This is a genomic window from Bradyrhizobium sp. UNPF46, from assembly GCF_006658625.1.
GTDB lineage: Bacteria > Pseudomonadota > Alphaproteobacteria > Rhizobiales > Xanthobacteraceae > Bradyrhizobium > Bradyrhizobium nitroreducens.
The window spans coordinates 37454-63203 of record NZ_LFJB01000086.1 but is presented as its reverse complement, the minus strand read 5'-3'; the positions used below and the strand labels follow the sequence as shown (position 1 = coordinate 63203).

The following is a 25750-nucleotide window of genomic DNA, read 5'->3' as shown; positions in this document are numbered from 1 at the left end:
TGAGCAAGCTCATTGACAATGTCGGTCACAGTTTATTGGGGAAGGGAAGCTCTTGTCGGCCTCGGTAGTGATGATAGCGGCAAGCGCCGCGCCGGTCGGAAAGATCCAAACTGGACTCTCTGATGAATATCAAGTGGTCGAGCACGAGGTGCTGTCCGGCGTCGTGACCGCGGCAGTAAACGATGCGGGAATCGACAAAGCGTCAATCGATTCGCTCGTCTTCTCCGAGCCGCACATTTACACCCAGCAACGCTATTTTTCGACCTTTATGACGTCGTACCTCGGCCTTCAGTGCCGTGGCGCCGTTATGGAGGTGATGGGGAATGGCATGACTGGAGGCTTTGCCTTCGAACAGGCCGCCGATCAGATTCGTCTTGGCAGAGCCAAAGTTGCACTAGCGCTCGGCGTGAATATGGAAACGGCAACCTCTGCTGCGCAACACATGAATATGTCGATGCGCGCGACTGGCGATATCGACTTTCACAGTCCCGCCGGTTTCACACCGATATCCTGGTACGCCATGGATGCTACGCGCTATATGCACGAATATGGCGCCACGCGGGAGCAACTGGCGTCAGTCGCAGTGAAGAATCGACAGCACGCGAGCTTGAACCCCCTTGCGCACTTTCGCAAGCCGATCACCATCGAAGATGTTTTGAACTCACGGCCGGTCGTTGAGCCACTGTCGCTGTTAGACGTTCCTCCGCGCGACGATGGCGCAGTTTGTTTGGTTCTTGCAGAGGAGGGGTACGCGCGCACGCTCGGCAGGCCGTTTGTGCGGATTCGTGGCCGCGGCTCATATCATGAGGGCATTCACCAAGTCGGGGATCGCCCCCACGACATGATAGCCTTCAATTCCGCAGCTCGGGCAGCGCAAGCGGCCTATCAGGACGCGGGTGTTAGTGCCGCAGATATCGATCTTGCGGAACTTTATGCACCCTGCACGATCGTTGAAATTCTCGTCGGTGAAGCGGTAGGCCTAACCAAACGTGGTGATGGTGCGCGTGCGGCTGCGGCTCACGAGACTGCGTTGGGCGGTCGGATTCCAATCAATACGTCTGGCGGTTGCCAGTCGCGCGGGCATCCAGCACGCTTAACCCCTCTATACAACGCTCTGGAGCTTTTTGAGCAGTTGACCCATCGCGCAGGCGCCCGACAAGTAAGCAATGCGCGACTAGGCTTGATGAGCTGTGAGCTCGGTAACTACAACGCGGCATTGATTCACATACTGGAGCGCGGGGAATGACAAGGATAGCCATCCGTAAGTACTCGACCGCCCGGCCGTACCCTCCGCGACTTACCCGCTTCAACCAACCATTCTGGTCCGCTCTGCGTAGCGGCGATTTCAAGACGACCCGATGTACGAAATGCTCTGAGACCACCTTTCCGCCGAAGCCGATCTGTCCGCGATGTTGGTGCACCGACATGAACTGGGTGGACATATCTCCCGACGGCGAAGTCTACTCATACACCACGATCCATGCAGCCCCTGCAATTTTCGCGGCGGAGGCGCCGTACGTCGTGGCGATTGTTGACCTTGTCCAAGGGGTGCGGCTTGCGTCGCGAATACTGGATAGGCCGGATCACATGTCAGTAGGGCTTAGGGGCTCGATTGTAGCAACGCATCATCCGGACGGCCCTTACTTCGCGTTCGAGATCAAGAATTAAAGAGCTAGAGGTGCAGAGTAGCTGATCGGAGGGAGGACAGATTCGTGTACTCCGCGAACGTCATGGACGAGAAGCGGGATCGCGCTCCGCTGGAGCTTCTCAACCGGCCTGAGCGCATGAATGTCATCCGCGCGGACGGTGATCTCGAGGAGATGCACAATTCGCCCGAACAGGCGATCGTTGGTCTGTTCGAGGAGAAGGTGTCTTCATCCAAAGATAGAACGACATTGGTGATCGTTGGCATCACCAAAAGCGGGCTATAACGCCGGCTCCTCGGAGTAACAAGATGTTCGACAAAAAAAAGATCTCCGCACTTCCCGTTCTTCCATGCGAGGCGCGGTCGGGTCCGAGCGCTCTCGACGGCGTGAGAGTGGTGGATTTTACCCATTTCCTCGCAGGTCCACTTGCAACGCAGATGCTCGCTGACTTCGGTGCAGAAGTCATCAAGATCGAGCCACCAGGCAAAGGGGAAGACTTTCGGTTTTATCCACCGCACGACAGCGAAATGGGGCCAAAGGGAGGCGGTGCGCCGTTTCTTTGGGCCAATCGCAACAAGAAGAGTATTGCGTTGGACATCAAATCGTCAGTTGGCCTTGAGGTAGTCAAGGATCTCATTCGCTCCTCCGACGTCCTCGTAGAGAACTTCTCTTCGGGGGTCATGGAGCGTTTCGGACTCAACTATGAGTTCTGCTCTAAATTGAATCCGCGGCTGATCTATTGCTCGATTTCCGCTTATGGACGCCAAGGTCCGTTTTCCGATCGCAGCGGTTTGGACGCTGTCGTTCAGGCTGAAAGTGGCTTCATGTCGATGAACGGTTATCAGGATCGCCCTGGCGTACGATCTGGCCCAGTCGTAATGGACATCGCGACGTCAATGATGGCAGGCAACGCAATTCTACTCGCACTGTTCGCACGTGAGCGCACCAACAATGGCCAGAAGGTCGAGATCAGCCTCTTCGATACTGCGATGACGATGACAGGCTTTGCAACAATGCAACACTTAACTTCTGGCGTTGAAGCGCAGCGCCACGCAAATACAAGTCCAGACACTTGTCCGACCGGTGTCTTTGCCACCGCTGACCGCGAAGTCTATATTGCCTGCGGAAACGATAAGATATTCCAACGATTGTTCACAAAGGTCATCAATCGCCCGGATATTGCGAATAACGTTGAGTTCTCAAGCAATGCCAAGAGGGGCGTGCATCGCGACTTCATATTTTCCGTCATATCCGAACAGTTTGCGCTGCATCCTTGGGCGTATTGGAGTCGCAAGCTGCGTGACGCAGCGATCCCGAGCGGCCTGGTTCGGACCTTGAGCGAAGCCTTGGCGTCTGACGAAGCCCGGGAGCGGAATCTTGTCGGGCGAATTGAGCATCCTTTGATTGATTGGGTCCCAAATATTGCGTCGCCGCTGCGCCTTGCTGACACGCCCGCCGTGGCTCCCCGGGCGGCACCTTTCCTAGGCCAGCATACGTTTGAGATTCTCTCGCAGACCTTGGGATATGACCAGGAGCGAATCGGGAAAATCGATGCTTCTGGAGCGTGCGGCAAGCTTCAGGATCTGATGTCATGAGCGCCATGTTGGTTAATGGCCACGTTGCTGCAAAGCGCCTCCTCGTGACTGGGGGCGGATCTGGCTTGGGCAAGAACACCAACGTCGAGCATTTGCGGCGCTGAAAGTGCTGTGTAGTGACTGGCGATTATTGAGCCATTTGATCGAAGGATCAGCGTAGTCGGTCAGGCGAATAAAGGCGAGTTCGGTGATGAATAAGTACAAATCGGTTGTTTGGGAAGATGTTCAAGAGGGCGAAAAGTTGCCTTCATACGAATACGAGCTTAGCCTCTTACGGCTTGTCGCTTTCGTGCGCGCGAGCGGGCTCTACGATTATGTCCATTTTGACGGCGACTATGCCCGTGCTGTCGGCGTGCGTGATGCCTTCATTGCGACGCCCCATGTGGCAGGGCTGTTCGGACGACTTTTGAGTGACTGGTCAGGCCCTGATGCAAGTCTTCGCAAACTGACCTTCAGCCTGAATAAGCCAAGCTGCGTTAATGACGTGCTTACGGTCTCGGGCAGTATCACGAGAAAGTACCGCGGGGAAGATGGAGAAACACTCGTCGACATTGACGATCTAAGGATCTCCTACCCGGATGCTGACGGAGCCGCAACGGGGCAGGCGACCTTGTCTCTGCCCTCTCGGGACGGCCGTCCCATGCAGAACAGACGCGCGACCGCTACAAAACCAGCGACGCGCATCGATCCCGAAATGCCTGAAGTGGCTAAGGCTAAGATCGGTGTAGTAAGCGAATGCAGTCAGGGCCGAAGCATTCCAATCTCAGAGGACGAACTCCTTCTCTGGTGCGAAGCGATTGAGGACTGGAATCCGCTTTATTGGGACAAGGAGTATGCGAGCACAACTCCACATGGACGATTGATTGCCCCTCCGTTCGGCATGCTTCTGGGACCAGGATCTTCCGTCCAGCTAGGTCTCGGCTACAAACGGCCGGGTGCGGCAACGCCACTAGGCATCGAGAAGGGACTACGTGGGTTGCCGTTGCTTCAGTCTATGCGCAAAGGATGGGCGGATAGCTCTCGACCACTATCCATTCCGGGATACCCCGAACTGGCGGTCGTGAAGGCTGAAACGGAATTCTATACTCCATTAGGAGTTGGCGACACCATCCGTGTTACCGAAGAGTTGCTCGAATGTTCCGGAAGGAAGAAAACGAGACTGGGTGAAGGTTACTTCGGAGTATACGTAAAGTTGTTCTTCAATCAAGCCGACGATCTCGCGAAGTGTTATACGTCGACAATCTTTCACTACAGGGTGTGAGACAGGTTGCCAACGCGTTTTGGCGCTGAAGAGCCCTGCCGGGCTGGAACCGTCAATTTTTAGAGCTGGACTAGCCGCGGATAGATCGCCTCATCTTGATTCGCAAGTTGAGGTGATCGTTCTCCCGCACTTTCGACGGTCCAATCTTTGCGCGCGCCCGTCGCCGAGCAGCCAGAGTATGCTCTGTCGAACGCCACTTCTGTGACAACCGCACCGCCTTTCTAAAGAAGTAGAACAGTTGGGGAGAGCAGCATGAGATACGTCGGTCTCGCTTTTTTTCTGAGCGGAGTCTTCCTTGCCGCCAGCGGCGCTGCGCAGGCTCAAAAGCAATATGGTCCGGGCGTCAGCGACGTGGAAATCAGGATAGGACAAAACGCGGCGTTCTCTGGCCCGGGATCGAGTTACGCTTTTCAATACCGCGTTATGGCCGCCTATCTAGATGCTTTGAATGCGCAGGGTGGAGTCAATGGACGCCAGATCGTGTTGCTCCAAAGGGACGACGGTTACAGTCCACCGAAGACTGCGGAGGTGGTCCGCCAGTTAGTCGAGAACGAAGACGTCCTTGCGATTGTTGCACCATTTGGCACGCCTACGAATGCGGCGATCCAAAAATATCTGAACCTCAAAAAAGTTCCGCATCTTCTTATCCAGAGCGGCGCGTCGCGCTGGAACGATCCCGATCACTTTCCCTGGACCACCCCCTACTCCCCCTTTTATGTGATAGAGGGGCGCGCTATTGGCCGGTTTCTCTTGAATGAGTATCGATCGGCAAAAGTCGGCGCTTTGTATCAAGCTGACGACGTTGGAAGAGACTTCATGAAAGGTTTGCGGGAGGGGTTAGGCGCCGAAGCGTCTACGATGATTGTGAAAGAAGCCAACTACCAAGTAACCGACCCCACAATTGATTCTCAAGTCGTGGCCCTGAAATCTGCCGGCGTTGACGTAGTGTTTCTCGCCGCTCAGAACCGCTTTGCAGCTCAAGCCATACGGAAGATCGCTGAACTGGGATGGAAGCCTCAGATTATCTCAACCTCCATTGCAAATTCGGTGAAGGAAGTTCTTGTCCCAGCAGGTGAAGCTGCCTCTACCGGGATTATTAGCACAACAAATTATAAAACGCCGAGCGATCCCGCTTTCCGAAGCGACAGCGGCGTTCAGCAGTACCTATCTTTCCTAAGCAAAGCGTTTCCAGGCCATGATCCTGATGACATTGCGGCAATAAGAGGAGTTTCCGTGATGGAAGCGGCAGTTGAGATCTTGCGGCGCTGTGGCGACAATTTGACCCGTGAAAATGTCCTTAAGCAAGCGACGAACTTACGTGGCCTGCGATTGTCGCTATTGATGGATGGCGTTACCATACAGACCCATCCCGAGGACTATTCAGCTATTAAACAAATTCAACTCATTAGATTTGATGGAGAAAAATGGGTGAAATTTCGCGAGTTGATCGATGACGAATGATGCATTGAAGTAGGGCATCGTGAGCTAAATTGGTCATTCGGCCTGCAATATTGGCTCTGACGCAAGTTTGGTGCAGCGCCGACTACTCGGCAACAATCGGTCTGGCTTGAAGCAGGTCGATGTTGCCGCGGCCGTACATTTGACGTCCAACGAGCTTGAGGCGCGGGGTCTGACCTTTAGTCTGTACACCTCATCTCTTCTAGCTCAATCGACTGCCAGACTTAATGCGCTTCGAACCTCCAGCGACCCTTGCGTCTGCCTCCATGACAGGCGATGTCGGACTGCGCGAGCATGCGACATTTTTAGATGAAGCTGCATGGCACGCTTTCCGAGTCCGCCATCGCGTATTTTGCTAGGATCTGCCGATGGCAGTCCGCCCATGATCTTTCGGCAAACATCAGCACCGTTCGAAGGCTGAAGCGTTTGACGCAGGCGATCGAAGGCATCTCAGAATGCTGCCGTCATCGCGTAATCTGCGTAGTTGCGAAGAAAGCCAGGAGGCCAGGCGTCGTTGGGACTGGTCCGCGCCACGGGGAGCTCGCGATAGCCGCCAAGCTCGGGAACATGGCGATAGTATATTCCGACCCCCGTGAGGGCCTGCTTGAGCGATCCTGCGTTGAAGTGGGGGTATCTACGCGAGGTAGGAAACCTACGCACGTCGATCAGCGCCTCAATCTTGGCCGACCGCAGAATATCGATAAAGTCAGGCAGGAGCCTATTCGAATGTCCGACGGTGAAAATAGGATCGGCGAGCATTTGCGGTTCATTGGTTGCCGCTAACACGGGTGCGTTCTGTGCAAGTTAGCAGTGGGGCGGTATGCTTGATAGTCGGCCCACAAACGCAAAGAGGACTGCCTTGAGCGGCTTCGGACAAAAGCTTGTTCGATCCATCCGTTTACCGTCGACAAGCGTTGAAGGAAGAACAGTTCTGCTTGGTCATGCGGTCGAGATGTGAAGTTTATGGACTGCTGCGCTCACAGACTTGAATAATTCGTCCACCAGTCTTGGCGCCCGGAAGCGATAGAGCCGGGCAAGTACCAGATTCTGCGGACGATCAATATCGGAGACCGGACGCGAAACTAGCTTCCCGTGGCCTTCGACCTGATAGGGCGGTACGAAATTTAGGAGCGCATAACCGAAACCGTTAGCGACTAGACTTCGCACCATCTCGAAGCTTTCGGTCCTATAGCCGATAGTCGGAGTTAGTCCCTTGCTGCCAAACAAAGATAGAAAATAGTCGCGCGTTCTCGGTTGGTCGAGGAGCACCATGGGCTCACTGGTCAGGTCCGTCAACGAACATGTCTGGCTGTGAGCCAGCGGATGTGAGGCCGGCAGCACGACCTGAACCGGCATCGACCGCAACGGGGCTGCGTGCAGCGTCGTCGGAATATCGTAATCGTACACGATGATGAGATCGAAGCCGCCGCCATGCAGCGCATCGAGCAAGGCCTCGTGCTTGTCTTCGCGCCAGCGCAGCTGAATCTCGGGATGATTGTCAGCCACTTCTTTCAGGATAAGCGGAATAAGATAGGGGGCGATGGTCGAAAGACAGCCGATGTTGATGCGCCCGACCGCCTTGTACGGCCCACGTTGCGCGACGGACTCGATTTCGCGTGCGTGCAGCAGAATGTTGCGGGCGTGGGCAGCGAGGTCTTGACCAGCCGAGGTCAGTATCAAGCCGCGGGCGTGTCGACGAATGAAAAGCTGAACCTGAAGAAATTCCTCCATTTGAGCGATGGCGGTCGAGATTGAAGCCGATGACACGTTGAGTGTTTCGCCGGCTCTTAGCACGCTCTCGTGGTTGGCCGTGGCAAGAAAATAGGTGAGCTGCCGCAGCGAGAGCTTCGGTACCGTCTCTCCGACTTCGAGTTTGTCTCGGTTCTTTTCCGAAGCCACGCTCTCTCCATATTTCGCCAGATCCCTAATTGCTCATCGAGTGAGCAAAGACAGCATCTCTTTTCGGCACGGCCGCTGAAACAGTTTGCAGTTCAAAAAATCCAAACCCGGCCTTCAGTTAAATATATTTGGCAGAACCAAGGCCCAACGCAATAGTGAGGTGGAGAGAATTTGGGAATGGTGCGGCGCACTCTGGCCGCCTAGCATGGGAGTTGGTTGTGGTTGCTCAGAAACAGTTTCTGACGGCGGCATATGGTGGCTACCTCAAGCAGGAGAGTCCTGGTGAGAACGTCGAGCTGACGCATGTAGAAAAGGGCTCTCTCGGCGGAGAGCTGCTGCGTCGCTATTGGCAACCGATAGCGTTGACTTCCGAAGTCGGCGATGTGCCGCTTGGTTTCCGCATGTTCGGCGAGGACTTGGTCGTGTTCCGCACCACCCAGGGCGAGTATGGCATTCTTGATCGCCACTGCAGTCATCGCGGCACGTCGCTGGAGTTCGGCCTTCCGACGGAAGACGGCTTGCGTTGCTGCTATCACGGCTGGCTGTTCGGGGTCGACGGCCGCGTGCTCGAGACGCCGGGCGATCCCCCCGGCAGCGCTTTGAAGGACCGTCTGTTTCATGGGGCTTATCCGGTCAAGGAATACAAGGGTTTGATTTTCGGATATTTCGGTCCGCCGTCGAGCATGCCGGAATTCCCCGTCTACGACAGTTACGACTATCCCGACGACAAGCTCGTCCCGTATTGCATCACCTATCCCTGCAACTGGCTGCAAGTGCAGGAGAACGTGATGGACCCGGCGCATGCGGTGTTCCTGCACACGCGCGTGACCTTCTCGCACTTCTCCGACACCTGGGGCGAGCTTCCGGTAATGGATTTCGTGGAGACGCCCACGGGGATGATCTACGTCACGACGCGTCGCTGGAAGGACAAGGTCTGGGTCCGCTCCAACGACATCATCATGCCGAACCTCGCTCAGGTCGGACACATCTGGGAGGACGGCCAGGACGCCAAGCAGTTCGGCCGCGTCGGCATCACGCGCTGGACCACCCCGATCGACAACACGACTTGCAAGGTCATCGGCTGGCGGCATTTCCATTCAGAGGTCAATCCGCGCGGGATAGGCAAGGAGGAGGACTGTGGCCTGGAAAAGGTTGACTTCTATGGACAGGGCATGGGCCAGTCCTTCGAAGAGCGCCAGCGCTTGCCCGGCGACTATGATGCCATCGTCTCGCAGCGTCCCATCGCGCAGCACGCGCTCGAGCATTTGACCTATTGTGACAAGGGCGTGGTGATGCTCCGGAAGTTGTTGCGGCGTGATATCCGCAGGGTAGCTGCCGGCGAGGAAGTGCCGACTTCAACGCTGCGCTCCAATGGCGTGATTCCAACCTATTGTCACGACACTGTGCTCTCGATCCCGTCGATCGCCGGGACCGACGATCTTGAACTGCAGGAGGAGGTAGGGCGTCGCGTGACCGAAATCGTGGTCGAGGGTGAGCACCATACCGCTGAAAATCGGCTCGCGATCGTCCGCGACCTTTTGATGGAATATGAGCGGTCGGTTGTTGCGCAGGCTGCGGCCTAATTCGAAGATTGCTGGGAGATACATCGTGTCGAGCAATAGTCCTATCCATCCCGGCAAGGTCGCCTGGACCGGCGAGAATCCCGGCATTTATCTCAAGGAAACGCAGGACGGAGCCTGGACCGGCCTGATGTGTTTCTTTCGGGTACTCTATTCGGATCACGGAATGGGGACCGGAATCGTCGTTCTCGATCAGCCGGGCGTGGCGCAGGGATATCCGGCCGTCCTGAATTTCTGCATCAGCGACAATGAGAGGCTGGCGCGCTATCTGATCGACGAGTTCTTCTCCAAGTTCGCCTCGTTCCGTGTCTCGCCGGGCATCCAGGCAGTCACCCATCTGTCGATGGTCGAGAGCCGCCGGGAGGGCAGCACGTCGTCGACATATTCGGAAATCGTTTGCAGCACGGATATTGAAGTCGTCGCAACCTGGAAGAAGCTCGGACCGGCCTACGCGGTCGATATGCCGGCGGAAAACGGTCCGACCAAGTTGCACCAGATGTACAGCCTGTTTCTCGATGCCGGAGAGGGCCTCATCACGATCAACGGCCGGCCGCTGGCTGGCAAGGTCGTGCAGCGCGACTTCGCCGGAACGCGAAAGAGTACCGCTTTCCTCGCGTTCTCCGAATCCTGGATGAGAGTCTGAACAAGTCCGAAGGGAAGATCCTATGTCCGACGCCCTGCAATTCCTCATCAGCGGACTGGTTGTCGGCAGCATCTATGGACTGATCGGCGTCGGGTTCACCTGCATCTACAACGTCACCGGGATCGTCAACTTCGCACAAGGCGATTTTGCCATGGTCGGCGCGATGAGTGCTATCGCAATCCAGACTGCCGGTGCGCCGATGTGGCTCGCCATCATCCTCGCAATCCTGATCACATGCATGGTTGCCACGCTGATCGAACGCACGGCAGTTCAGCCGGTTCGTGGCGATGTCATGCGCGGCATCATCGTCACGATCGGCGTCGGCGTCGTCCTGCAGGGAGCGGCTGCCGTCATTTGGGGAACGGATGCTGAGCCGATGCCCGCGTTCTCGGGTGAGAAGCCAATCCATCTGCTCGGTGCGACGCTGGTGCCGCAGTCCCTCTGGGTGCTCGGCGTGGCAGCCGTCGCGATGGTGGCGCTCGATCTGTTGTTTCGAAAGACCTATTTGGGCCAAATGTTCCGCGCCTGCGCCATGAATCCGTTTGCCGCCCGGCTTGTTGGTATGAAAGTCGAGACCATGAGTCTCGTTGGTTTCCTGATGTCGGGAGCTCTTGGAGCAATTGCCGGCATCGTGGTGGCTCCCATTGCGCTCACGCAGTACGATACGGGCCTGCAATTGGGCATCAAGGGCTTTGTTGCCTGCATCGTCGGCGGGTTCGGCGGTCCGATCGGCGCGGCCGTCGGCGGTATCGTGCTCGGGGTGCTCGAAGCGTTCGCCGCCGGCTATGTCAGCTCCGGTTACAAGAACGCGATTGCCTTTGCTCTGCTGATCGGCTTCCTGCTGTTCCGGCCCGGGGGATTGCTTGGAGACTATGAGCGGGTGCGCGCATGAAGAGGCTCCGCATCCCCATTCTGGTCGGCCTGCTCACGCTCTGCGTGTTCTCCAGGAGCGGCTATCTCGTCAGTCTGTTGGTCGTGATCGGGCTGCAGGCGATGCCTGCGATCGGACTTTCCTTGATCGCGGGTTATACCGGCCAGATATCGCTCGGACATGCCGCTTTCTACGGACTTGGCGCTTACGGCGCGGCGCTGATCGGAAAGTTGCTCGGCGTTCCAGCCTGGCTCGACGTACTGCTTGCGACGGCGATGGTTGCGGCACTCGCTTGGGCGATTGGCTGGCTCGTGTTTCGCCTTAGGGGCCACTACCTCGCGATGGCGACGCTGGCATTTGGGATCATCGTCCACGTTGGGCTGGTGGAGTTGCGCGACGTGACGGGCGGGCCTAACGGACTGACCGGGATTCCGCCGCTGACGATCTTCGGCCTGGCAGTCGATAGCGATTTCTTGTTCCTGCCGGTGGTTTGGGTCGTGACGATTGCGGGCATCGTTTGTGCGGAGAACCTCATCGCTTCGCCGACCGGGCTTGCGATGCGAGCGATTTCCGAGAGCGAGAATGTCGCGCGGTCGGTCGGCAACGACGTTCAATCGGTCAAACGCCTGGTGATGATGGTAAGCGGAATATTGTGCGCCCTCGGCGGGAGCCTTTATGCCCATTATGTCGGCTATCTCAGCCCCGGACCCTTCGACGTCGGTTTCTCTGTCAAGCTTCTGCTGATGGTAGCAGTCGGCGGATTCGCCGATGTCTGGGGTGTGCTCTTCGGGGTCATCTTCATCACATTGATTGGCGAGCTCTTGAAGCCGCTGGGTGCATACGACGTCGTGTCTTACGGCCTGCTCCTGGTGGTGAGCGTGATCTATTGCCCGAACGGTTTGTTGCGCGGAATTGCCGGGGTCGCAGACCGAGGCAAGCGGGTGATGAGCGCGGGACGCTCGGCATGAGCGAGCCATTGCTTTCGGTCCACAATGTTTCGATGAGCTTTGGTGCGTTCAAGGCGTTGTCGAATGTCGGCTTCGATGTCGGGCATAACGAGCTGGTGGCGCTGATCGGCCCCAACGGCGCGGGCAAGACCACACTCCTGAACGTCCTGTCGGGTGAATTGATACCCCAGGCCGGGAAAGTCAGCTTTGCCGGCCGCGACATTACGAGCGATCCTCCGCATCGGGTCGTTGCGCAGGGGCTGGCGCGGACGTTCCAGGCTGCAGAGCCGTTCCAGCGCCTTACGCTCAGGGAGAACGTCATGGTTGGGGGCGTGGCTCGCCAGAAGCTTGGCCTGCTGTCCTCAATGTTGGGGCGCGGGCGCAAGCTGATTGACGACGGCACGCTCGGCTCGGAGGCCGATAGCCATCTCGCGGCGGTCGGTTTGCTCGACTTGGCGGATCATCCCGCTTCTATACTGACGGCAGGACAGCGCCGGCTCCTCAGTATCGCGCGGATACTCGCTTCGGGTGCGCAGATGCTGGTGCTCGATGAACCCGGTGCCGGTTTGAATGACGTCGAAAAGCGCGCGCTCGGCGACATCATCCTGTCGCTGTCTAAAGCCGGCAAGACCATCCTTTTCATCGACCACGACATGCCGCTCGTCAGCCGCATTGCTCGCCGGATCATAGTCCTCGATCAGGGACGCGTCATCGCCAACGGCGAGCCGGCGCAGGTCAGGAGTGATCCCCGCGTGCTGCAAGCCTATCTCGGGCAGCGCGGAGTGGCTCCGGTGAAGGCCCCGCGTGTGCGTGCGCCTGCGGGTGAGCCGCTGCTCGAGGTTTCGCAGATGAGCGTGAACTATGGCGGGCTTGCAGCGCTGGACCGGATCTCGCTTGGCGTCGGTCGGGGAGAGATCGTGGCGCTGGTGGGAGCCAATGGTTCCGGCAAGAGCAGTCTGCTCCGGGCTATCGCGGGGATCGAGGTCTCCACGGCCGAACATGTCACTTTTGACGGGGTCGAGCTTGACGGCGTTTCTGCCGATCGGCGGGTCGCGCAGGGGATTAGCCTCGTACCCGAGGGGCGCGCGCTATTTTCATCCTTGACGGTGCTGCAGAACCTTTCCGCTGGACGATATGCGCGGCGGCGTGCCGGCGGATTCCATCACGTCATCTGGCGTAGCGCGTCGGAGCGGCGTCAGTTCGAGCAGCGGCTCGAAGCGGTCTACAAACTTTTTCCGATCTTGAACGAAAGAGCGATGCAACTTGCCGGCACGCTGAGCGGCGGGCAACAGCAGATGCTGGCCATTGGCAGGGCGCTTATGGGGGATCCGCGATTGCTGATGCTCGACGAGCCCTCGCTCGGCCTTGCGCCGCAGGTGCTCGCCGAGATCCTGCGCTGCGTCGAAAAGCTGCGGGACGAGGGTCTGACGATCCTTTTAGTCGAGCAGAATGTTACGGCAGCGCTCGCGATTGCCGATCGTGGCTATGTGCTGGCCAATGGCCGGGTGGTCGCGCAGGGCCCTGGCCGGGTGCTGCTGGACGACCAGCGCCTAACCGAGGCCTATCTTGGATCGAACGAGCCGCTTCCGGGCGATTCTGCGCCGAGCCCTCGCATTGTGGCGATGTGAGGCGCATGAGATGACACGTTTTTCGATAACCGCCGGCGACGTTGCGCGAACCGAACTGCACGCTGCGGACAAAGCCGCACTGGAACGCATGCACGCGGTCGAGCCGATCTGGCGGGGCGTGGCGCTGGCGCGCGACGTGATTGATTTTCCCGAACGCTCCATCCTTCATGCCGGTCCACCGGTTCGGCGGGGCCAGATCGCGCAGCCGCTGGTAAACAGCGCCATCATGGCGATCCTCTATGAGGGATGGGCGCGGGACATCGCGGCTGCTGCTGCTATGCTTGCTCGAGGCGAGGTGCGGCTCTTGCCGGCGCAAGACTACCGGACAATGGTTCCTCTTGCCGCGGTGCTGTCTCCCAACATGGCGGTCCAGATCGTTGCCGACGCACGAAACAAGGATAACGCAGCCTTCAGCCCACTCAACGGCGGCATGGCGTTGGCGCAGCGTCTCGGCCTTTGCAGTCGAAATGTTCTTTCGCACCTGCGCTGGATCAACGGGAACCTCGCCGCGACATTGGAAATCATTGTCGATCGCGACATTCGCCTGATTGAGATCGCGGACGCGGCGCTGGCAAACGGGGATGATTGTCACTCGCGTACGGCGGCGGCCACGACGCGGCTGGTGCAAGTACTCTCGCCGCGGCTGGGCGGTGAAACGCCGGAGCGGCGCTTCTTGGACCGTGCGTCCGGCTTCTTCCTCAATTTGTGGATGGCCGCGGTCAAATGCATCGCGCTTGCGGGTGAAGGCGAGGGGAGCAGCATGGTCACCGGATTCGGGGGAAACGGCATTGAGGTGGGGCTGAAGCTGGGCGGCGCTTCTGATCATTGGGTCGTAGCAGACGCGACTCCCCCCACGGGCAGTTTGCTTTCCGGATACAAGGAGGGCGACAGGCTTGGGGCGATCGGCGATAGCGCCCTGGTCGATGCGCTCGGCTTTGGCGCGATGACTTCGGCATCCTTGCTCGCTACCGCCACGCCGGAAGACCCGGAGTCTGTTGGACGGATGCGCCTGTTACCCCAGAGGCACCGGTCATTTTCGCGCACCGGCATCCATGTCGGAATGCCCGCCAGGAGGGTCGTCGAGAGCAGTTCCATGCCGGAAATTGTCCTTGGCATTCTTGATCGCGGCGGCAATGGCGGACGCATAGGCGGGGGCATCTATCACCCGCCGCGGGAATTGTTCGTCGACGCGAGTTCGGCACTCAATTGACTCAATCTTGCAAAGAGGGACCACACATGAAAATCAAGTCCGTACTGGCGTCATTGCTGCTCGTCGCCGCGGTGTCGGCCGCGCATGCGCAGGAGACGATCAAGATCGGTGGCCTGCTGGAGACCTCGGGCCCCATCGCTTCGCTCGGGCAGCCGGGGCTTGACGGCGCAATGCTCGCTGTGGAGCAGATCAATGCAAAGGGTGGCATCGGGGGAAAGAAACTCGAACTGGTCAACCTCAACACCGAGGGCGACAACACCAAGGCCGTCACGGCGGCCAAGCGCCTGCTTGACCAGAACGACGTGGTCGCTCTGGTCGGACCGATGAACAGCGGCTCGTCCTACGCCATCATCGATACCGTGCAGAAAGCGTCGACAGCCATGATCTCCAACGGCGGGTCTCGCGGCATCGTGCTGCCGCCACAGGACAAGAAATGGATCTTCCTGTCGCCACTGACCGACGTGTTGGTCCAGAGCGTAATGATGGCCGACATGAAGCGCCGCGGCGTCAAGAACGTGGCTCTTCTCAACGCAGATTCGCCGTTCGGCACCAGCGGCCGCGAACAGCTTGAAAAGAACGCGGCGTCCTTCGGCATAACCATCGTCGCGCAACAGGCGTATGGCAACGACGACAAGGATATGACACCCCAGCTCACCAAGATCCGCAGCACCAACCCGGATGCGGTCGTGATCTGGGCGACCGGACCGGGCCAGGCTATCGGCGTGAAGAACTACCGGCAGCTTGGCTTGACGGCGCCGCTCTATCTGTCGCACGCCGCGAACGACTTCAACTTCCTGCGGCTCGCCGGCGGGGCGGCCGACGACATTTTGATTCCTTCCTCGAAGATTTACGTCATCGACTCGCTGAAGGAATCCGATTCCCAAAAGGCCGGCCTGTCCTCCTTCGTGCGTGACTATCAGGCCAAATACGGCAAGCCCCCGGCTACCTTCGCCGGCAATGCTTACGATGCCGTCAATATGATCGCGGAAGCGATCCGCAAGGTCGGCCCCGATCGTGCCAAGGTTCGCGACGCGATCGAAGCGCTGAAGGATCATGTCGGGGTGACGGCCGTCTATTCTTATAGTGCCGACGATCATTTCGGCGCCAAGTCGGACAGCGTGGTCTTGCTGACCGTGAAGGACGGCAAGTTCGCGCTCGCGCAGTAGTTGGACAACCAGTCGGAGTTGAACCCGAATGACGACGATCATGCTGACTTTTGCCGACGGCGACAGCGTCCGCATCGCTAGCCGCAGCGGAGAAAATATCCTGGCGGCAGCACGTCGCGCTGGGATTCCGCTGAGCTCGGATTGCGAGGTTGGAGATTGCCAGACCTGCCGGGCGACGTGCGTTGCCGGAAAAGTCGAGTATGACGAACTGTCGTCGATTTCGCTGAGCCGGGAAGAAGTGGAGGGCGGCGAGATTTTGCCTTGCGTCACGATGGCTGCAAGCGATCTCGAACTTCGCATACCTTACGAACGGACGAAGCTCGTCCCGGTCAAGCAATTCTCCGTCAAGGTCGAGGAGATCAAACGGCTGAGCGGATCGGTCGTCGCGGTCACCGCTCGCATGCTGGGTCTTGCCCCGCTCAGATTTCTGCCCGGCCAGTACGTCCATCTTCAGGTTCCTGGAACGGCCGAATGGCGCTCCTACTCGATGGCCAATGCGCCGGGCGAAGACCGCATCCTGGAGTTCTACGTCCGCCTGCTCGACGACGGGGTGATGTCGCGTTATCTGACCGAGCGGGCCGCGCCCGGCGATGTGCTTTCGGGCCGTGGCCCGCAGGGAATATTCTATCTGCGCAGCGGAGTCCGGCCGCTGCTCATGGTGGCTGGTGGAACGGGCGTGGCGCCAATGGTTTCGATGTTGCGCCAGATGATAGCGTCAGGGGAACATCGTCCGGTCACGCTCTGCTTCGGCGTGACGGAGGCAAGCGATCTGTTCCTGGTCGAGGAATTGACCGCTATGGCGTGTTCTCTGCCGGAATGCGATCTTCGGATAGCGATCGCCCGCGCATCGCCGCGAGCCGGTTTCCACGCGGGATTTGTCACGGATCTGATCGCTGATGAGAAAGCTGCAAATTCTGATATTTACCTGTGTGGCCCGCCCGCAATGACGGACAGGGCAAGGGCGATGGTCACCGAATTCGGTGCGGTCGCTTCATCGATCTTCTCAGAAAGATTCGTGCCCAGCGCGGTAAGCGGCCTACAGGCTTCCACGAGTGCAAATGTCTAGCAGCAGTTCGCGGGAGCAAGACGGAACCCTGGCTGGAACTTCTTGCGAACTTATGGTCACGCCACGCCGGCTCTCGGCAGCCGGTTTCAGTCCATTCGGCGAAGTCATCGAGCCTGTCGGTACGGCAGTTCGGCACATGGTTACGTCAGCGTTCGAGACCGATGGCCTGCCATCGGAGCGGCTTTTGTGGGTCTATCAGTTGCCCGCACCTGCTTGCCTTCCACTGAAGGTAACCACGATGGAGCGGCATCCTCACTCGGCGCAGTTCTTCAGTCCACTTTCCTGCAGCGAATTTCTGGTCGCCGTGTGTCTAAGCGGGGAAAATGGCGAACCGGACATTGGCAAGCTGGCCGCCTTCATCGCCCGCAGCGGCCAGGGCATTGTTTACCGGCCGAACGTCTGGCATCACCCGATGGTCGCTTTGGATGGACCTGCGGTCTTTGTCGTCTCTCTTGCCAAGGGTTGTGCGGACGATAGCGTTTCCGTTACGATCGGTAGCCCTGTCACGATCGTCTCGATGCCGCAGGAGATGTCATGAGCGTACCGGTCGGGCGCGAGCGAGATTTCGTCGGTTATAGTGGTCGATTTCCAGATCCGAAATGGCCGGGTGACGCCCGCCTTGCGCTCAATCTTGTCGTCAACTACGAGGAAGGATCCGAGCCCTCGATAGCAGACGGTGATCGCGATAGCGAAACCGGGTTGATAGATGCCGCCGGTCCAGGAGGCCACGACCTTGCCGCCGAATCGATGTTTGAATATGGCAGCCGCGTAGGCTACTGGCGGCTGTCGCGCATCCTCGCTGAGCGCAAGCTGCCGGCAACGGTGATGGCCTGCGCTCTTGCGCTGGAGCGCAATCGTGCGGTCGCGGCTGATATCGTCACACGCGGTTGGGATGTATGCGCGCACGGCTGGCGGTGGGAGAATCACGCCCGGCTGGCCGAGGCTACCGAGCGCGATCGGATCGCACGTGCCATCGAGAGCTTGGCGCGGACTACCGGACAGCGCCCGCTCGGCTGGTACTGCCGCTACGCGCCGGGTGAAAACACGAGGCGGCTTCTGGCAGAAGAAGGCGGCTTCCTCTACGATTCGGACGCCTACAACGACGAGCTTCCATATTGGGTGCGCGTCGCTGATCGGCCGCACCTGGTCGTTCCCTACAGCCTTGTCACGAACGATGCCAAGTTCATCCGCGGTTCGATCGCAACTGCCAACCAGTATTTCGAAATGCTGCGCGACAGCTTCGATATGCTGTACCGTGAAGGTGAAACAGCGCCCCGCATGATGTCGGTCGGATTGCACCTCCGGATCGTTGGTCATCCCGGACGTGCGGTCGGCTTGGAGCGATTTCTTGATCACGTGATGAAGCGCGATCGCGTCTGGATCTGCCGTCGCAGCGAAATCGCGCGACATTGGCATTCCCATCATCGGCCGCTAGTTTAGCCAAGTGCCTCGAGGTTTTCGTTGCCTTGGGGCTGCCAGTATTAAGTCAGGTATCGTGGCGTTCTTTCACGGGCACGTTATGGTTGCAGGGAACTCGTCCCGAGCCTGTCATCGGGATCAACGAAGCAATGGCGGATCTGTCCCATTAGTACTCCGCCGGACTGACACTCTCTCCGCCACGGTGGTCGGCCGTCACACTGCTTTGAATGCGTCGTTCGACAAACTTCCGAGTTAGGCGGACGATCGGAGGAAATATCGCAGATTTGGGTCGTGTGGGGAAAATCGGTAGCGGTCTCCTGACTCGAACCCCCCATGGCTCACATACCAGCTCGTTCGTCCAAGCGCTTGTTTCAATGCATTTTCGAGCCTATCTGGCGAGACGGCGCGGGGTTCATCCTGACACATACTTTTGGCTTGAGCCGACCATCATGTCCCTAGGCAAACCGTGCCTGCATCGAGCGGCGTTCTCTCTGGGAACGCCGCAACGAAATCGCAACGAATTGGGTGAAACGACCGTGAACAAAACGGGACGGGATCGCTTGCCCTACTGAGAAAAATCAATTACTTAGAAGATAGCCACTACGTTCGGGACGCAGGGGTCGTCGCTTCTGATCTGCTAGCAACTCGACGTGAAGCTCTTGCAGGCGAAGAGAACGTCCTACTTCGTGGAAAGTAGCCTCTTGCCGCCTCGTTCAGCACATTATGAGCGAGTTCAAGCCGACTCGAACCGGTCACGGTACGCGGCATACTCCAAACAGTCGTTTTCGCCGCGCTCCAATAGCCTTTGTACGAGACCGCTCAGTTCGTCGCGCCGACGTCGGATGGTCTCCATAGCGACGTTCATAGGCACGATTGAGCAGCATGCCTCGGCCATGAATCTGTCTAGCAGCAGTTCCTCGATTTGATCAAGGGAGGGGGAGTCTCCCAATTTTGCGAGCTCATCCTTCACTGTTCGTCGGAGCAATTCACGCTCCTCAGGCGCGAGCCAAAGCAAGTCGCGGAATGCGGCGCGCCGTTGTCTCATGTTCTGCCGCGCCTTAGCTTGAGAGTCTGCCTCCCACGCCTTCGAGTAGATCACACCTCCCAATCTAGTCGTTTTTACATATTGGGAGAGTGAGGCGATCGTGGTGAAGTAATCCCTAGCGCCTGCTTTGGCACTTAGGAAATCACTATACACTGACAAGTCGGTATCGGCTCGGTTGGATTCCGAATCTTCGAGGCGCGGTCGTGCGCCTATGACCGACCAGCCCCCGGTTCTAGGCGCCTCCCGCGTCGTCCCCATGAGGGTGCCAACTGAGAAATTGTGCTTCACCGGCTCAGAGGCGGAAGCCAGATAGAGGCATCCGCACCTCGTCGTGTCGTCGGAGCAGAAGGCGACCAGATCTAGCATGAGGAGATCGCCCCGCCTGGAAACACTCGTCACTGTAAAGACCAGGTCATCCACCGTGCTGAAAAAGTATCCTAGCTTGGACTGCGCGCCATCCCCAGTCCAAATTGTTCTCTCGCCGATTTCCTCCGCCTGTGGTCGAAGCCAAAGCACGTCACGAACGATCGTTTCGACGAGGAGAGGGTCCTTATTCACTAGTCCTCGACTCTGCCGTATCAAGCAGAATAGTCCGTAATCCTTCCGTACCGCTGCGGAACCAGGGTGCCTGAGCCCGTGCAGCCGCGATTTGAGGAAGTTCTCATCGTGTGCCGGGATCCCCGGAAAAGGGAGCGCTTGGTTTCTGACGAAGTAGGTGCCGATCCGGTCCGACCCAAGCACACGTTTAACAACTGTCGAAAGCTGTTTGGCTGCATCGGTCTTCTGATGCGCACTATTCTTGCGACCCTTTGCGCGGAATTCCTCGAATTCGATGTGCAGCGGACCCGATATCTCCGAGCCTTCTTGGTCGGAGGTCTTCTCGTCATACGAGAAATCCTTGAGGACGCGATCGAGACGGAAATGATATTTGCTGAGCGCTTCGCGGAAGCTAGTGAAGAATCCCAAGCTGTTGCGGGACTGCGTGTGATCTTCCAAGAAAGCATCCAAAAGCGCTTCCAGAAACTCGCCTGACTCCTCCATTGCGCTTCCACTCTCACGCAGTTGCTCCCGGTCAAATCGGGCAAAGTATTTCGTCAATCGATTTGGCCATCTCACGGACCCGTGGTGGACCAATGCCGAAAATTTGCTGCGGACCGTGGGGTGGGTTGGCAGGGAGTGATGCAACTGCTCCAGTGCTGCGATGAAGGTGGTACAGAAGAAAGCATAGGGCGTCTGGGCGGCGTCCGCATCGAACGGCGCGAATTCTACGTCTTCCATTTGCCTTGAGCCCTTCCCCGCAACTAAAAGTAGCCTATCAATTTTTCCGATTGTAGCAAGAATTACAAAAATTGCGGTTGCGCCGGCGGTTATCGAATTGAGTTTATTAGATTATTCGCAATTCAGAGCATTGGTGCCCGCGCTTGGTGACGCTAAACTATCGTCCTCATACGGCAGTCAGAAATACCTTCGAAGCGGACGCGTTGATCGAGTTTCGGGAGCGCTCAATGATTTTGACGGGTTCAGAAATTCGGTCAATGCGATCGATCGGTCGGATCAAGATCGAACCGTTTGAGCCGTCGCAGATCAATCCGAATAGCTACAATTATCGTCTTGGAAGGCAGATCGCCGTTCCGACATTTAAGGATGGGCAACTCAATTTCGAACACGCCGACTTGCCCGCCGATGGCTATGTGCTCAAGCCGAGAACGATGTACCTCGGCCACACGTTCGAAGTGCTTGGCAGCAACACTTTCGCAATGCGCCTGATTGGGCGTAGTTCGTTAGGCCGTCTAGGTCTCTTCCTACAGGTTTCGGCTGATCTTGGGCATACGGGCTCATCGCACCAGTGGACGCTGGAAATTGTCGCAGCGCTGCCGTTCAAAATTTATCCGTACATGCGGATAGGGCAGATTTCGTTTTGGCAGAATTATGGAAGTCCAAATCTCTATCGTGAAGGATACGCTGCCTTTAGTGGTCCAACCCCATCGAGGCTTTAGCTTGGAGGCTATTTTCAGTCATGATCTTGACCGGCAATACCATCATTCAAGAAGTTAGTCGCAAGAAAATCAATATTGATCCTTTCGATTCAGCGAAGGTGACAACTAATTCCTATGACCTGACGTTGGGGTCCACCTTTATCCGTTACACCGAGCCAATAATCGATCCTCAAAAGCCAAACGCGCATCAGCGCTTTACGGTCGGGCCTGAAGGCGTACTTATGAAGGCCGGCGATTTCCTACTCGGTCATAGCACCGAGATAATTGGAAGCGATCACTACGTGCCGCTGATCCATGCAAAATCTGGCTTTGCGCGCCTCGGTTTATTTGTCCACGTCACAGCTGATATCATCGACATAGGATCACACGGCCAAGCGACGTTCCAACTGCACAGCACCCTGCCAATTCGGTTGTACCCCGGTGTGGCGATCGCGCAGGTGACATTTTGGATTCCGAAGGGGGACATCCAGTTATACGAAGGAAAATATCAAGGATCGCGCGGGCCCCGCGCTTCCGAAGTGTACAGGGACTTTGCGGCCTAGGACGTCAGGAAAATATGAGCGCGAGAATTGCCGGGCGAGAAGTTGCAACCGATGCGCGGCTTGACCGTCGTGCAATCGCGGATCTCAGAGACGTTATTCGCCAACGATTTTGCTCATTCTTCCGATCTCAAGGCTATTTGCCACACGCGCCTGGGTCGATCATTCCAGAAACTGATACCAGTGTATTGTTTACGGGGTCGGCAATTAGCACGCTGAAACCACACTTAGCTGCCAGCTCTGTGCCTCACGAGGGGTTGTTCATTGTCCAGAATTGTCTCCGCACTCAAAATCTGAAGTACTTTGGTAATGATGCTCATAATCTGAGTTGGGCTTCCTACTTCTCCGGACTCGGGGCCCTCGTCCGGCCGGACCAAGTGGATCGCCTTGCCGCCGATACCTGGCGGTTCTTAGTTGACGAGCTAGCGCTTCCAGTCGAACGGCTGCGCATTCAGGCCGCATCAAAAGATGTCGATCTGCTTCACTATTGGCGTTGTGCAGGCCTTCTAGGCTGCGTCGAACTCGATGCGTCTCAGCCGATCGCTTATACGCACAAATTCGGAATGGATGGAATAAGCGGACGGAACTGCAATTTCGGCGTGGTGCACAACGTGACAGGTGCCATCCGCGATATTGGAAATATCATTGTGATAGAAGCAGGAGGTCGTCCAACTGCTGTAGAGATCGGTTTTGGGGTGGAAACCATCATTAGCCGCATCCTGGACCTTCCTAACCCAATGGTGGCCTCACTTGCTTGTGACTTCTTGCTACCTTTGTCCCCCCTGGTAACTCAGCTGGCAGATGCCATTAGCGCCACTGTCGTCATCTTGGATGCGGGAGTTCGGCCTGGTCCTACGGGCAGGTCATACATACTTCGTCGTTACTTGCGGTCGACCGCCGAACTGTGTGAGAAGACAGAAGTCGATCCGGCCGAAGTCAGCGCGTGCGCCGAGCTATTCGAACGTGAAGAATTCGGAGTCGCGTCGGGAATTGCAGATAAAATAGCAGAGTATTTGAACGCGATGAAATTGCGGAATGGACACACAGCGAGAACAATGAACGAGAAGGTCAGTGCGATTTTTATGACTCTTCGACGAGGGTGTGAATTCGGACCTCGCGAGCCGATCGCGGTCGGGAAAGCAATGCGCGGCACAATCTAAGACAACTACGCGCGTTTGCCCATCGGCACCACGTTTCCATCACTCCGCGGAACTAGGGACACGACTGCCGCCCTTGCGAGGTCTTCCAAGGCGGTCGCAATGTATTTCGCGTAGTGCCGCTCGATCATTTTGACTGAGGTGTTGTGCAGTTTGGCGACCTGTTGGATGGGCAAGCCCTTTCGGAGACCGCGCACGATGCTCGAGTGCCGCAAAGCATAGGGAATCACCTCCGGCATACCGGCGCGCTCGCGAATGGCCTTCCAGGGACGTGCAAGTTCGGCTCTTTTCCACGGACCGCGTTCAGACTTCTTCCACGCGATGCCCCTCGGCTCCTGTTCATGGATCCATCGCTCGAAAAGAGGTGCATCGCTTGGCCGCCCGGCGATTGCGGGCAAAAGCACCTCAATCACATCGTCGGCCACTGGGACCGGGTCTGAGCCGCTATTGCCGCCGCGCCCCTTGTAGGAGCCCGGCACCATCAAACGCCGTGCAGAAACCTGTACGTCGCCCACGCGCATTCGCCTGACCTGGGCATACCGCGCGCCGGTCGCGGCCAGACATACGACGATCCGACATAGATCGCCATCAAATCCTTGCTCCTGATCGACTTCATACGCAGCTTGAAGGATGCCGCCAATCTCCTCATCCGTGAGAATCTGATTATCCCGAGCAACCGACACAACGTCATCATCATCGATCCGCTCGGCTTTGAAGCCGGCCTTCACAATGGCGAGGAACGTCGGGTTTAGTTTCTTCCGATCTGCGGAAAGCCGTGGCCACGCGGCATTTAGCGCGGCCTTGAGGTCATTCACGAACCGCTGCTTGGTCGTGACCTTTAAGTCCTCCGGCAAACCCTCACGCCACGTTATCAAGTCGTCTTCTTTCAAGGCATGCAGATGCACCGATGCAAGAGGAGCAGCTTCCGCAGCTTCCTGATTGCCGCGCTTTTCTTGACCAAGAACGTAGCGCCGCAGCTTGGTACCGGCGTCGGATCGGACGTCGCGACCTGTTCGGCGCTTTTCCCGAGCATCGCGTTCCCTGACGTAGGATTCAACGGCCGATCGCACGGTAGGAGCCGGGCCCGCTGCCTGCGACGCGGCTTCTGTTCTGGCTCGGGCTACGGCCTCCCGTGCCGTTCTCACGGCCTGTTCGAAGGTCAGAATCCCGTCGGCGGGCTTGTCATTGATGTCGTTGGCGACGCCGACTGGCTCCTGCTTGTAGTTGCCGCCTTCGTGGTGATTACGCCAGCGGATAAACCAAACGCCGCTCTGTCTTCCTTTGCGATAGCCCAGATGCGCTTCTGCATCCAGGCGACGCCAATGCACGCCAAGCTCGAGCCTAGAGCGCGCTTTAGCCGTCGTAACTTGAGCCTCGGTGAGAGTCTTAGACATAGCGTTCGCCGGTGTTACGTCGAATATCCGTTGAATATAAACCCATGTACGTTGGCGAACAATACTGGACTATTGGCATGCAACATATTGAAATTATTGAACGTCGGCGGACGCTGGCGAACGGAGAAGGACTCATTATTTGGCCCTCTCAAGGCTGAAACAGGGGTTCGATTCCCCTAGGGAGCGCCAGCAATTTCAGTGATTTAGCTGGCCTCATTCTTTCCCCATCTTCGCCGACCAAGTTAGAGCCGCGTATCGCGCTATCCCAAAGGGGCAATCGGCCTTGAACAACGTGCGTCGGCTTACCAAGATGATGGTGGCGGGAGGAGGTCGTTCTAATGGTGATGCAAGAGGATGATTTCGCCGAAGCGGCGGATTGCCCCCCGGACATTGCATTTGTCCGCCTTGAGAGAAAACTCCGCGTCAGGCTGAACAACCAAGCCAACTTGAGTGTTTACGAACTAATCGAGTACATGGAGCATACTAAAGCAGTGGCCGATGCCCTTGGCCTTACGTTCCTTGCCCCATTTACGATCCCTCATCCAAGCTCTTCAGACGTTCCCGACGAGTTCAGGATCTTCAAGCGTGAAGTTGATCGCTTCGCAATCCGGAGCCAAATCGCCAACGCCCGGGCTGGCGATCCGCAGACAGTGGTGCTCAGTCCTGACGAAAAGAAACACGTCCGCGCGTATATCGAGAAGGTGAAGGAGATCATCGAAGTATCTTCACTTGCGCAGGATAAGAAGGAAAATCTCCTCGACAAGCTCAATGCTTTTCTTAAGGAGCTGGACCGCGACCGCACCGGGCTCCAGAAATTCAACGACATCTTTCTGTCGCTCGCACGCACCGGCGGGGCTGCTACGAAGGAAATGGAGCCTGCCTGGAAGTGGGTTAAGCTCGCCGCCGAGGTGCTGGGGGTCCGACAGGAGGCGCAGGAGACAAGGCAGCTTCCATCGCCAACGAAGAGCGACGGTCAAGCAAGGCGTCAGCTTCCCTCGCCTGCAAAGAAAAAGGGAGATGAGGACGCTCCTGCCCCTTAAGGCCCTTCGGTGCGTAGCCGACGGGTTCGGCCGCACGAACTGCTAAGGTTATGAGGCCGGTCTCCTAGGCACACCGGGCCCATCTATAAGATCACTATCCACCGATTTCACAAAGTGGCGGATACAAGCGCGCTTTCGCTTGCGCAGACCGCAAATCACCGAGCACATTCTTCTTGTCGCAGTCCTGAT

General features: G+C 57.5%; 24 protein-coding genes and 1 tRNA gene. 21 read left to right on the top strand and 4 right to left on the bottom strand.

The genetic code is table 11. The annotated features are described in order from the left end of the window. Nucleotides 1-52 precede the first annotated feature (52 nt). The 6 genes from UNPF46_RS31050 to UNPF46_RS31025 all read left to right on the top strand — a co-directional run bounded on the left by UNPF46_RS31050 (nt 53) and on the right by UNPF46_RS31025 (nt 5963). Entirely contained in the window at nt 53-1246 is a 1194-nt protein-coding gene (locus tag UNPF46_RS31050; RefSeq protein ID WP_210248357.1) for a thiolase family protein, read from the top strand. Further along, a complete protein-coding gene (locus UNPF46_RS38770) occupies nt 1243-1668 on the top strand; it encodes an OB-fold domain-containing protein (RefSeq protein ID WP_142252547.1) in 426 nt (141 codons plus the stop codon). The genes UNPF46_RS31050 and UNPF46_RS38770 overlap by 4 nt, the downstream gene beginning before the upstream one ends. Nucleotides 1669-1712: 44 nt before the next feature. Beyond that, nucleotides 1713-1931 (top strand): hypothetical protein, encoded by a 219-nt coding sequence (locus UNPF46_RS31040; protein ID WP_142252546.1) that lies wholly within the window; start codon nt 1713-1715, stop codon nt 1929-1931. 23 nt (nt 1932-1954) lie between these two features. After that, nucleotides 1955-3241: a CaiB/BaiF CoA transferase family protein gene (locus UNPF46_RS31035; protein ID WP_142252545.1), complete on the top strand. Its 1287-nt coding sequence runs from the start codon at nt 1955-1957 to the stop codon at nt 3239-3241. 190 nt (nt 3242-3431) lie between these two features. Beyond that, nucleotides 3432-4502 carry a MaoC family dehydratase gene (locus UNPF46_RS31030; protein WP_142252544.1) on the top strand — a complete coding sequence of 357 codons (1071 nt, stop codon included), beginning with the start codon at nt 3432-3434 and terminating at the stop codon, nt 4500-4502. Between the two features lie 252 nt (nt 4503-4754). After that, complete coding sequence (locus tag UNPF46_RS31025; protein WP_142252543.1) at nt 4755-5963, top strand: ABC transporter substrate-binding protein; 1209 nt, start codon at nt 4755-4757, stop codon at nt 5961-5963. A 447-nt stretch (nt 5964-6410) separates the two neighbouring features. On the opposite strand, the gene UNPF46_RS31020 is transcribed toward UNPF46_RS31025, so the two are convergent. Both UNPF46_RS31020 and UNPF46_RS31015 read right to left on the bottom strand, forming a co-directional pair. Beyond that, a complete protein-coding gene (locus UNPF46_RS31020; RefSeq protein WP_142252542.1) occupies nt 6411-6719 on the bottom strand; it encodes a DUF488 domain-containing protein in 309 nt (102 codons plus the stop codon). Between the two features lie 180 nt (nt 6720-6899). Further along, a complete protein-coding gene (locus UNPF46_RS31015) occupies nt 6900-7859 on the bottom strand; it encodes a LysR family transcriptional regulator (protein WP_142252541.1) in 960 nt (319 codons plus the stop codon). Nucleotides 7860-8077: 218 nt separating this feature from the next. Here UNPF46_RS31015 and UNPF46_RS31010 point away from each other — a divergent pair, with 218 nt between their 5' ends. The 10 genes from UNPF46_RS31010 to UNPF46_RS30965 are packed head-to-tail and all read left to right on the top strand — an operon-like array spanning nt 8078 to nt 18410. Further along, the gene (locus tag UNPF46_RS31010) at nt 8078-9442 is read left to right on the top strand and encodes an aromatic ring-hydroxylating dioxygenase subunit alpha (RefSeq protein ID WP_142252540.1); all 1365 of its coding nucleotides are present in this window, start codon (nt 8078-8080) and stop codon (nt 9440-9442) included. Further along, the gene (locus UNPF46_RS31005) at nt 9420-10082 is read left to right on the top strand and encodes a hypothetical protein (RefSeq protein WP_246668769.1); all 663 of its coding nucleotides are present in this window, start codon (nt 9420-9422) and stop codon (nt 10080-10082) included. Before UNPF46_RS31010 ends, UNPF46_RS31005 begins: the two co-directional genes overlap by 23 nt. A 22-nt stretch (nt 10083-10104) precedes the next feature. Beyond that, nucleotides 10105-10974, top strand: coding sequence for a branched-chain amino acid ABC transporter permease (locus UNPF46_RS31000; RefSeq protein ID WP_142252538.1), 870 nt, complete (start codon nt 10105-10107; stop codon nt 10972-10974). After that, complete coding sequence (locus UNPF46_RS30995) at nt 10971-11921, top strand: branched-chain amino acid ABC transporter permease (protein WP_142252537.1); 951 nt, start codon at nt 10971-10973, stop codon at nt 11919-11921. Before UNPF46_RS31000 ends, UNPF46_RS30995 begins: the two co-directional genes overlap by 4 nt. After that, nucleotides 11918-13528, top strand: a complete 1611-nt coding sequence (locus tag UNPF46_RS30990) for an ATP-binding cassette domain-containing protein (RefSeq protein ID WP_142252536.1) — start codon at nt 11918-11920, stop codon at nt 13526-13528. Before UNPF46_RS30995 ends, UNPF46_RS30990 begins: the two co-directional genes overlap by 4 nt. Nucleotides 13529-13538: 10 nt before the next feature. Beyond that, nucleotides 13539-14738: an oxamate carbamoyltransferase subunit AllG family protein gene (locus tag UNPF46_RS30985; RefSeq protein ID WP_142252535.1), complete on the top strand. Its 1200-nt coding sequence runs from the start codon at nt 13539-13541 to the stop codon at nt 14736-14738. Nucleotides 14739-14764: 26 nt separating this feature from the next. Continuing rightward, the gene (locus UNPF46_RS30980) at nt 14765-15904 is read left to right on the top strand and encodes an ABC transporter substrate-binding protein (protein ID WP_142252534.1); all 1140 of its coding nucleotides are present in this window, start codon (nt 14765-14767) and stop codon (nt 15902-15904) included. A gap of 28 nt (nt 15905-15932) precedes the next feature. Next, on the top strand, nt 15933-16970 hold the full coding sequence (locus UNPF46_RS30975) for an FAD-binding oxidoreductase (protein ID WP_142252533.1): 1038 nt from the start codon (nt 15933-15935) through the stop codon (nt 16968-16970). Beyond that, on the top strand, nt 16963-17508 hold the full coding sequence (locus UNPF46_RS30970) for an ureidoglycolate lyase (protein WP_142252532.1): 546 nt from the start codon (nt 16963-16965) through the stop codon (nt 17506-17508). Before UNPF46_RS30975 ends, UNPF46_RS30970 begins: the two co-directional genes overlap by 8 nt. Continuing rightward, a complete protein-coding gene (locus UNPF46_RS30965; RefSeq protein ID WP_142252531.1) occupies nt 17505-18410 on the top strand; it encodes an allantoinase PuuE in 906 nt (301 codons plus the stop codon). The genes UNPF46_RS30970 and UNPF46_RS30965 overlap by 4 nt, the downstream gene beginning before the upstream one ends. A 712-nt stretch (nt 18411-19122) precedes the next feature. Here UNPF46_RS30965 and UNPF46_RS30960 read toward each other — a convergent pair. Continuing rightward, entirely contained in the window at nt 19123-20712 is a 1590-nt protein-coding gene (locus tag UNPF46_RS30960) for a hypothetical protein (RefSeq protein WP_142252530.1), read from the bottom strand. A gap of 227 nt (nt 20713-20939) precedes the next feature. On the opposite strand from UNPF46_RS30960, the gene UNPF46_RS30955 reads away from it, so the two are divergent. From UNPF46_RS30955 to UNPF46_RS30945, 3 genes are read left to right on the top strand one after another with little or no spacing between them, the layout of a single operon-like run. Then, nucleotides 20940-21431 carry a dCTP deaminase gene (locus UNPF46_RS30955; RefSeq protein WP_142252529.1) on the top strand — a complete coding sequence of 164 codons (492 nt, stop codon included), beginning with the start codon at nt 20940-20942 and terminating at the stop codon, nt 21429-21431. A gap of 20 nt (nt 21432-21451) precedes the next feature. Then, complete coding sequence (gene dcd / locus UNPF46_RS30950; RefSeq protein ID WP_142252528.1) at nt 21452-21973, top strand: dCTP deaminase; 522 nt, start codon at nt 21452-21454, stop codon at nt 21971-21973. A 14-nt stretch (nt 21974-21987) separates the two neighbouring features. After that, a complete protein-coding gene (locus UNPF46_RS30945; protein WP_142252527.1) occupies nt 21988-23130 on the top strand; it encodes an alanine--tRNA ligase-related protein in 1143 nt (380 codons plus the stop codon). A gap of 5 nt (nt 23131-23135) precedes the next feature. On the opposite strand, the gene UNPF46_RS30940 is transcribed toward UNPF46_RS30945, so the two are convergent. Further along, nucleotides 23136-24521, bottom strand: coding sequence for a tyrosine-type recombinase/integrase (locus UNPF46_RS30940; protein ID WP_142252526.1), 1386 nt, complete (start codon nt 24519-24521; stop codon nt 23136-23138). A gap of 112 nt (nt 24522-24633) precedes the next feature. Here UNPF46_RS30940 and UNPF46_RS37985 point away from each other — a divergent pair. Both UNPF46_RS37985 and UNPF46_RS30935 read left to right on the top strand, forming a co-directional pair. Further along, nucleotides 24634-24710, top strand: a tRNA-Glu gene (locus tag UNPF46_RS37985). Nucleotides 24711-24859: 149 nt separating this feature from the next. Beyond that, on the top strand, nt 24860-25561 hold the full coding sequence (locus UNPF46_RS30935; RefSeq protein WP_142252525.1) for a hypothetical protein: 702 nt from the start codon (nt 24860-24862) through the stop codon (nt 25559-25561). Nucleotides 25562-25750: the final 189 nt, after the last annotated feature.

What these genes read in the sequence shown, in the direction of transcription:
- UNPF46_RS38770 (WP_142252547.1), top strand. Translation starts at nt 1,243, where the DNA reads ATGACAAGGATAGCCATCCGTAAGTACTCGACCGCCCGGCCGTACCCT.
- UNPF46_RS31035 (WP_142252545.1), top strand. Translation starts at nt 1,955, where the DNA reads ATGTTCGACAAAAAAAAGATCTCCGCACTTCCCGTTCTTCCATGCGAG.
- UNPF46_RS31030 (WP_142252544.1), top strand. Translation starts at nt 3,432, where the DNA reads ATGAATAAGTACAAATCGGTTGTTTGGGAAGATGTTCAAGAGGGCGAA.
- UNPF46_RS31025 (WP_142252543.1), top strand. Translation starts at nt 4,755, where the DNA reads ATGAGATACGTCGGTCTCGCTTTTTTTCTGAGCGGAGTCTTCCTTGCC.
- UNPF46_RS31020 (WP_142252542.1), bottom strand. Translation starts at nt 6,719, where the DNA reads ATGCTCGCCGATCCTATTTTCACCGTCGGACATTCGAATAGGCTCCTG.
- UNPF46_RS31000 (WP_142252538.1), top strand. Translation starts at nt 10,105, where the DNA reads ATGTCCGACGCCCTGCAATTCCTCATCAGCGGACTGGTTGTCGGCAGC.
- UNPF46_RS30995 (WP_142252537.1), top strand. Translation starts at nt 10,971, where the DNA reads ATGAAGAGGCTCCGCATCCCCATTCTGGTCGGCCTGCTCACGCTCTGC.
- UNPF46_RS30990 (WP_142252536.1), top strand. Translation starts at nt 11,918, where the DNA reads ATGAGCGAGCCATTGCTTTCGGTCCACAATGTTTCGATGAGCTTTGGT.
- UNPF46_RS30985 (WP_142252535.1), top strand. Translation starts at nt 13,539, where the DNA reads ATGACACGTTTTTCGATAACCGCCGGCGACGTTGCGCGAACCGAACTG.
- UNPF46_RS30980 (WP_142252534.1), top strand. Translation starts at nt 14,765, where the DNA reads ATGAAAATCAAGTCCGTACTGGCGTCATTGCTGCTCGTCGCCGCGGTG.
- UNPF46_RS30975 (WP_142252533.1), top strand. Translation starts at nt 15,933, where the DNA reads ATGACGACGATCATGCTGACTTTTGCCGACGGCGACAGCGTCCGCATC.
- UNPF46_RS30970 (WP_142252532.1), top strand. Translation starts at nt 16,963, where the DNA reads ATGTCTAGCAGCAGTTCGCGGGAGCAAGACGGAACCCTGGCTGGAACT.
- UNPF46_RS30965 (WP_142252531.1), top strand. Translation starts at nt 17,505, where the DNA reads ATGAGCGTACCGGTCGGGCGCGAGCGAGATTTCGTCGGTTATAGTGGT.
- UNPF46_RS30960 (WP_142252530.1), bottom strand. Translation starts at nt 20,712, where the DNA reads ATGGAAGACGTAGAATTCGCGCCGTTCGATGCGGACGCCGCCCAGACG.
- UNPF46_RS30955 (WP_142252529.1), top strand. Translation starts at nt 20,940, where the DNA reads ATGATTTTGACGGGTTCAGAAATTCGGTCAATGCGATCGATCGGTCGG.
- dcd (WP_142252528.1), top strand. Translation starts at nt 21,452, where the DNA reads ATGATCTTGACCGGCAATACCATCATTCAAGAAGTTAGTCGCAAGAAA.
- UNPF46_RS30945 (WP_142252527.1), top strand. Translation starts at nt 21,988, where the DNA reads ATGAGCGCGAGAATTGCCGGGCGAGAAGTTGCAACCGATGCGCGGCTT.
- UNPF46_RS30940 (WP_142252526.1), bottom strand. Translation starts at nt 24,521, where the DNA reads ATGTCTAAGACTCTCACCGAGGCTCAAGTTACGACGGCTAAAGCGCGC.
- UNPF46_RS30935 (WP_142252525.1), top strand. Translation starts at nt 24,860, where the DNA reads ATGGTGATGCAAGAGGATGATTTCGCCGAAGCGGCGGATTGCCCCCCG.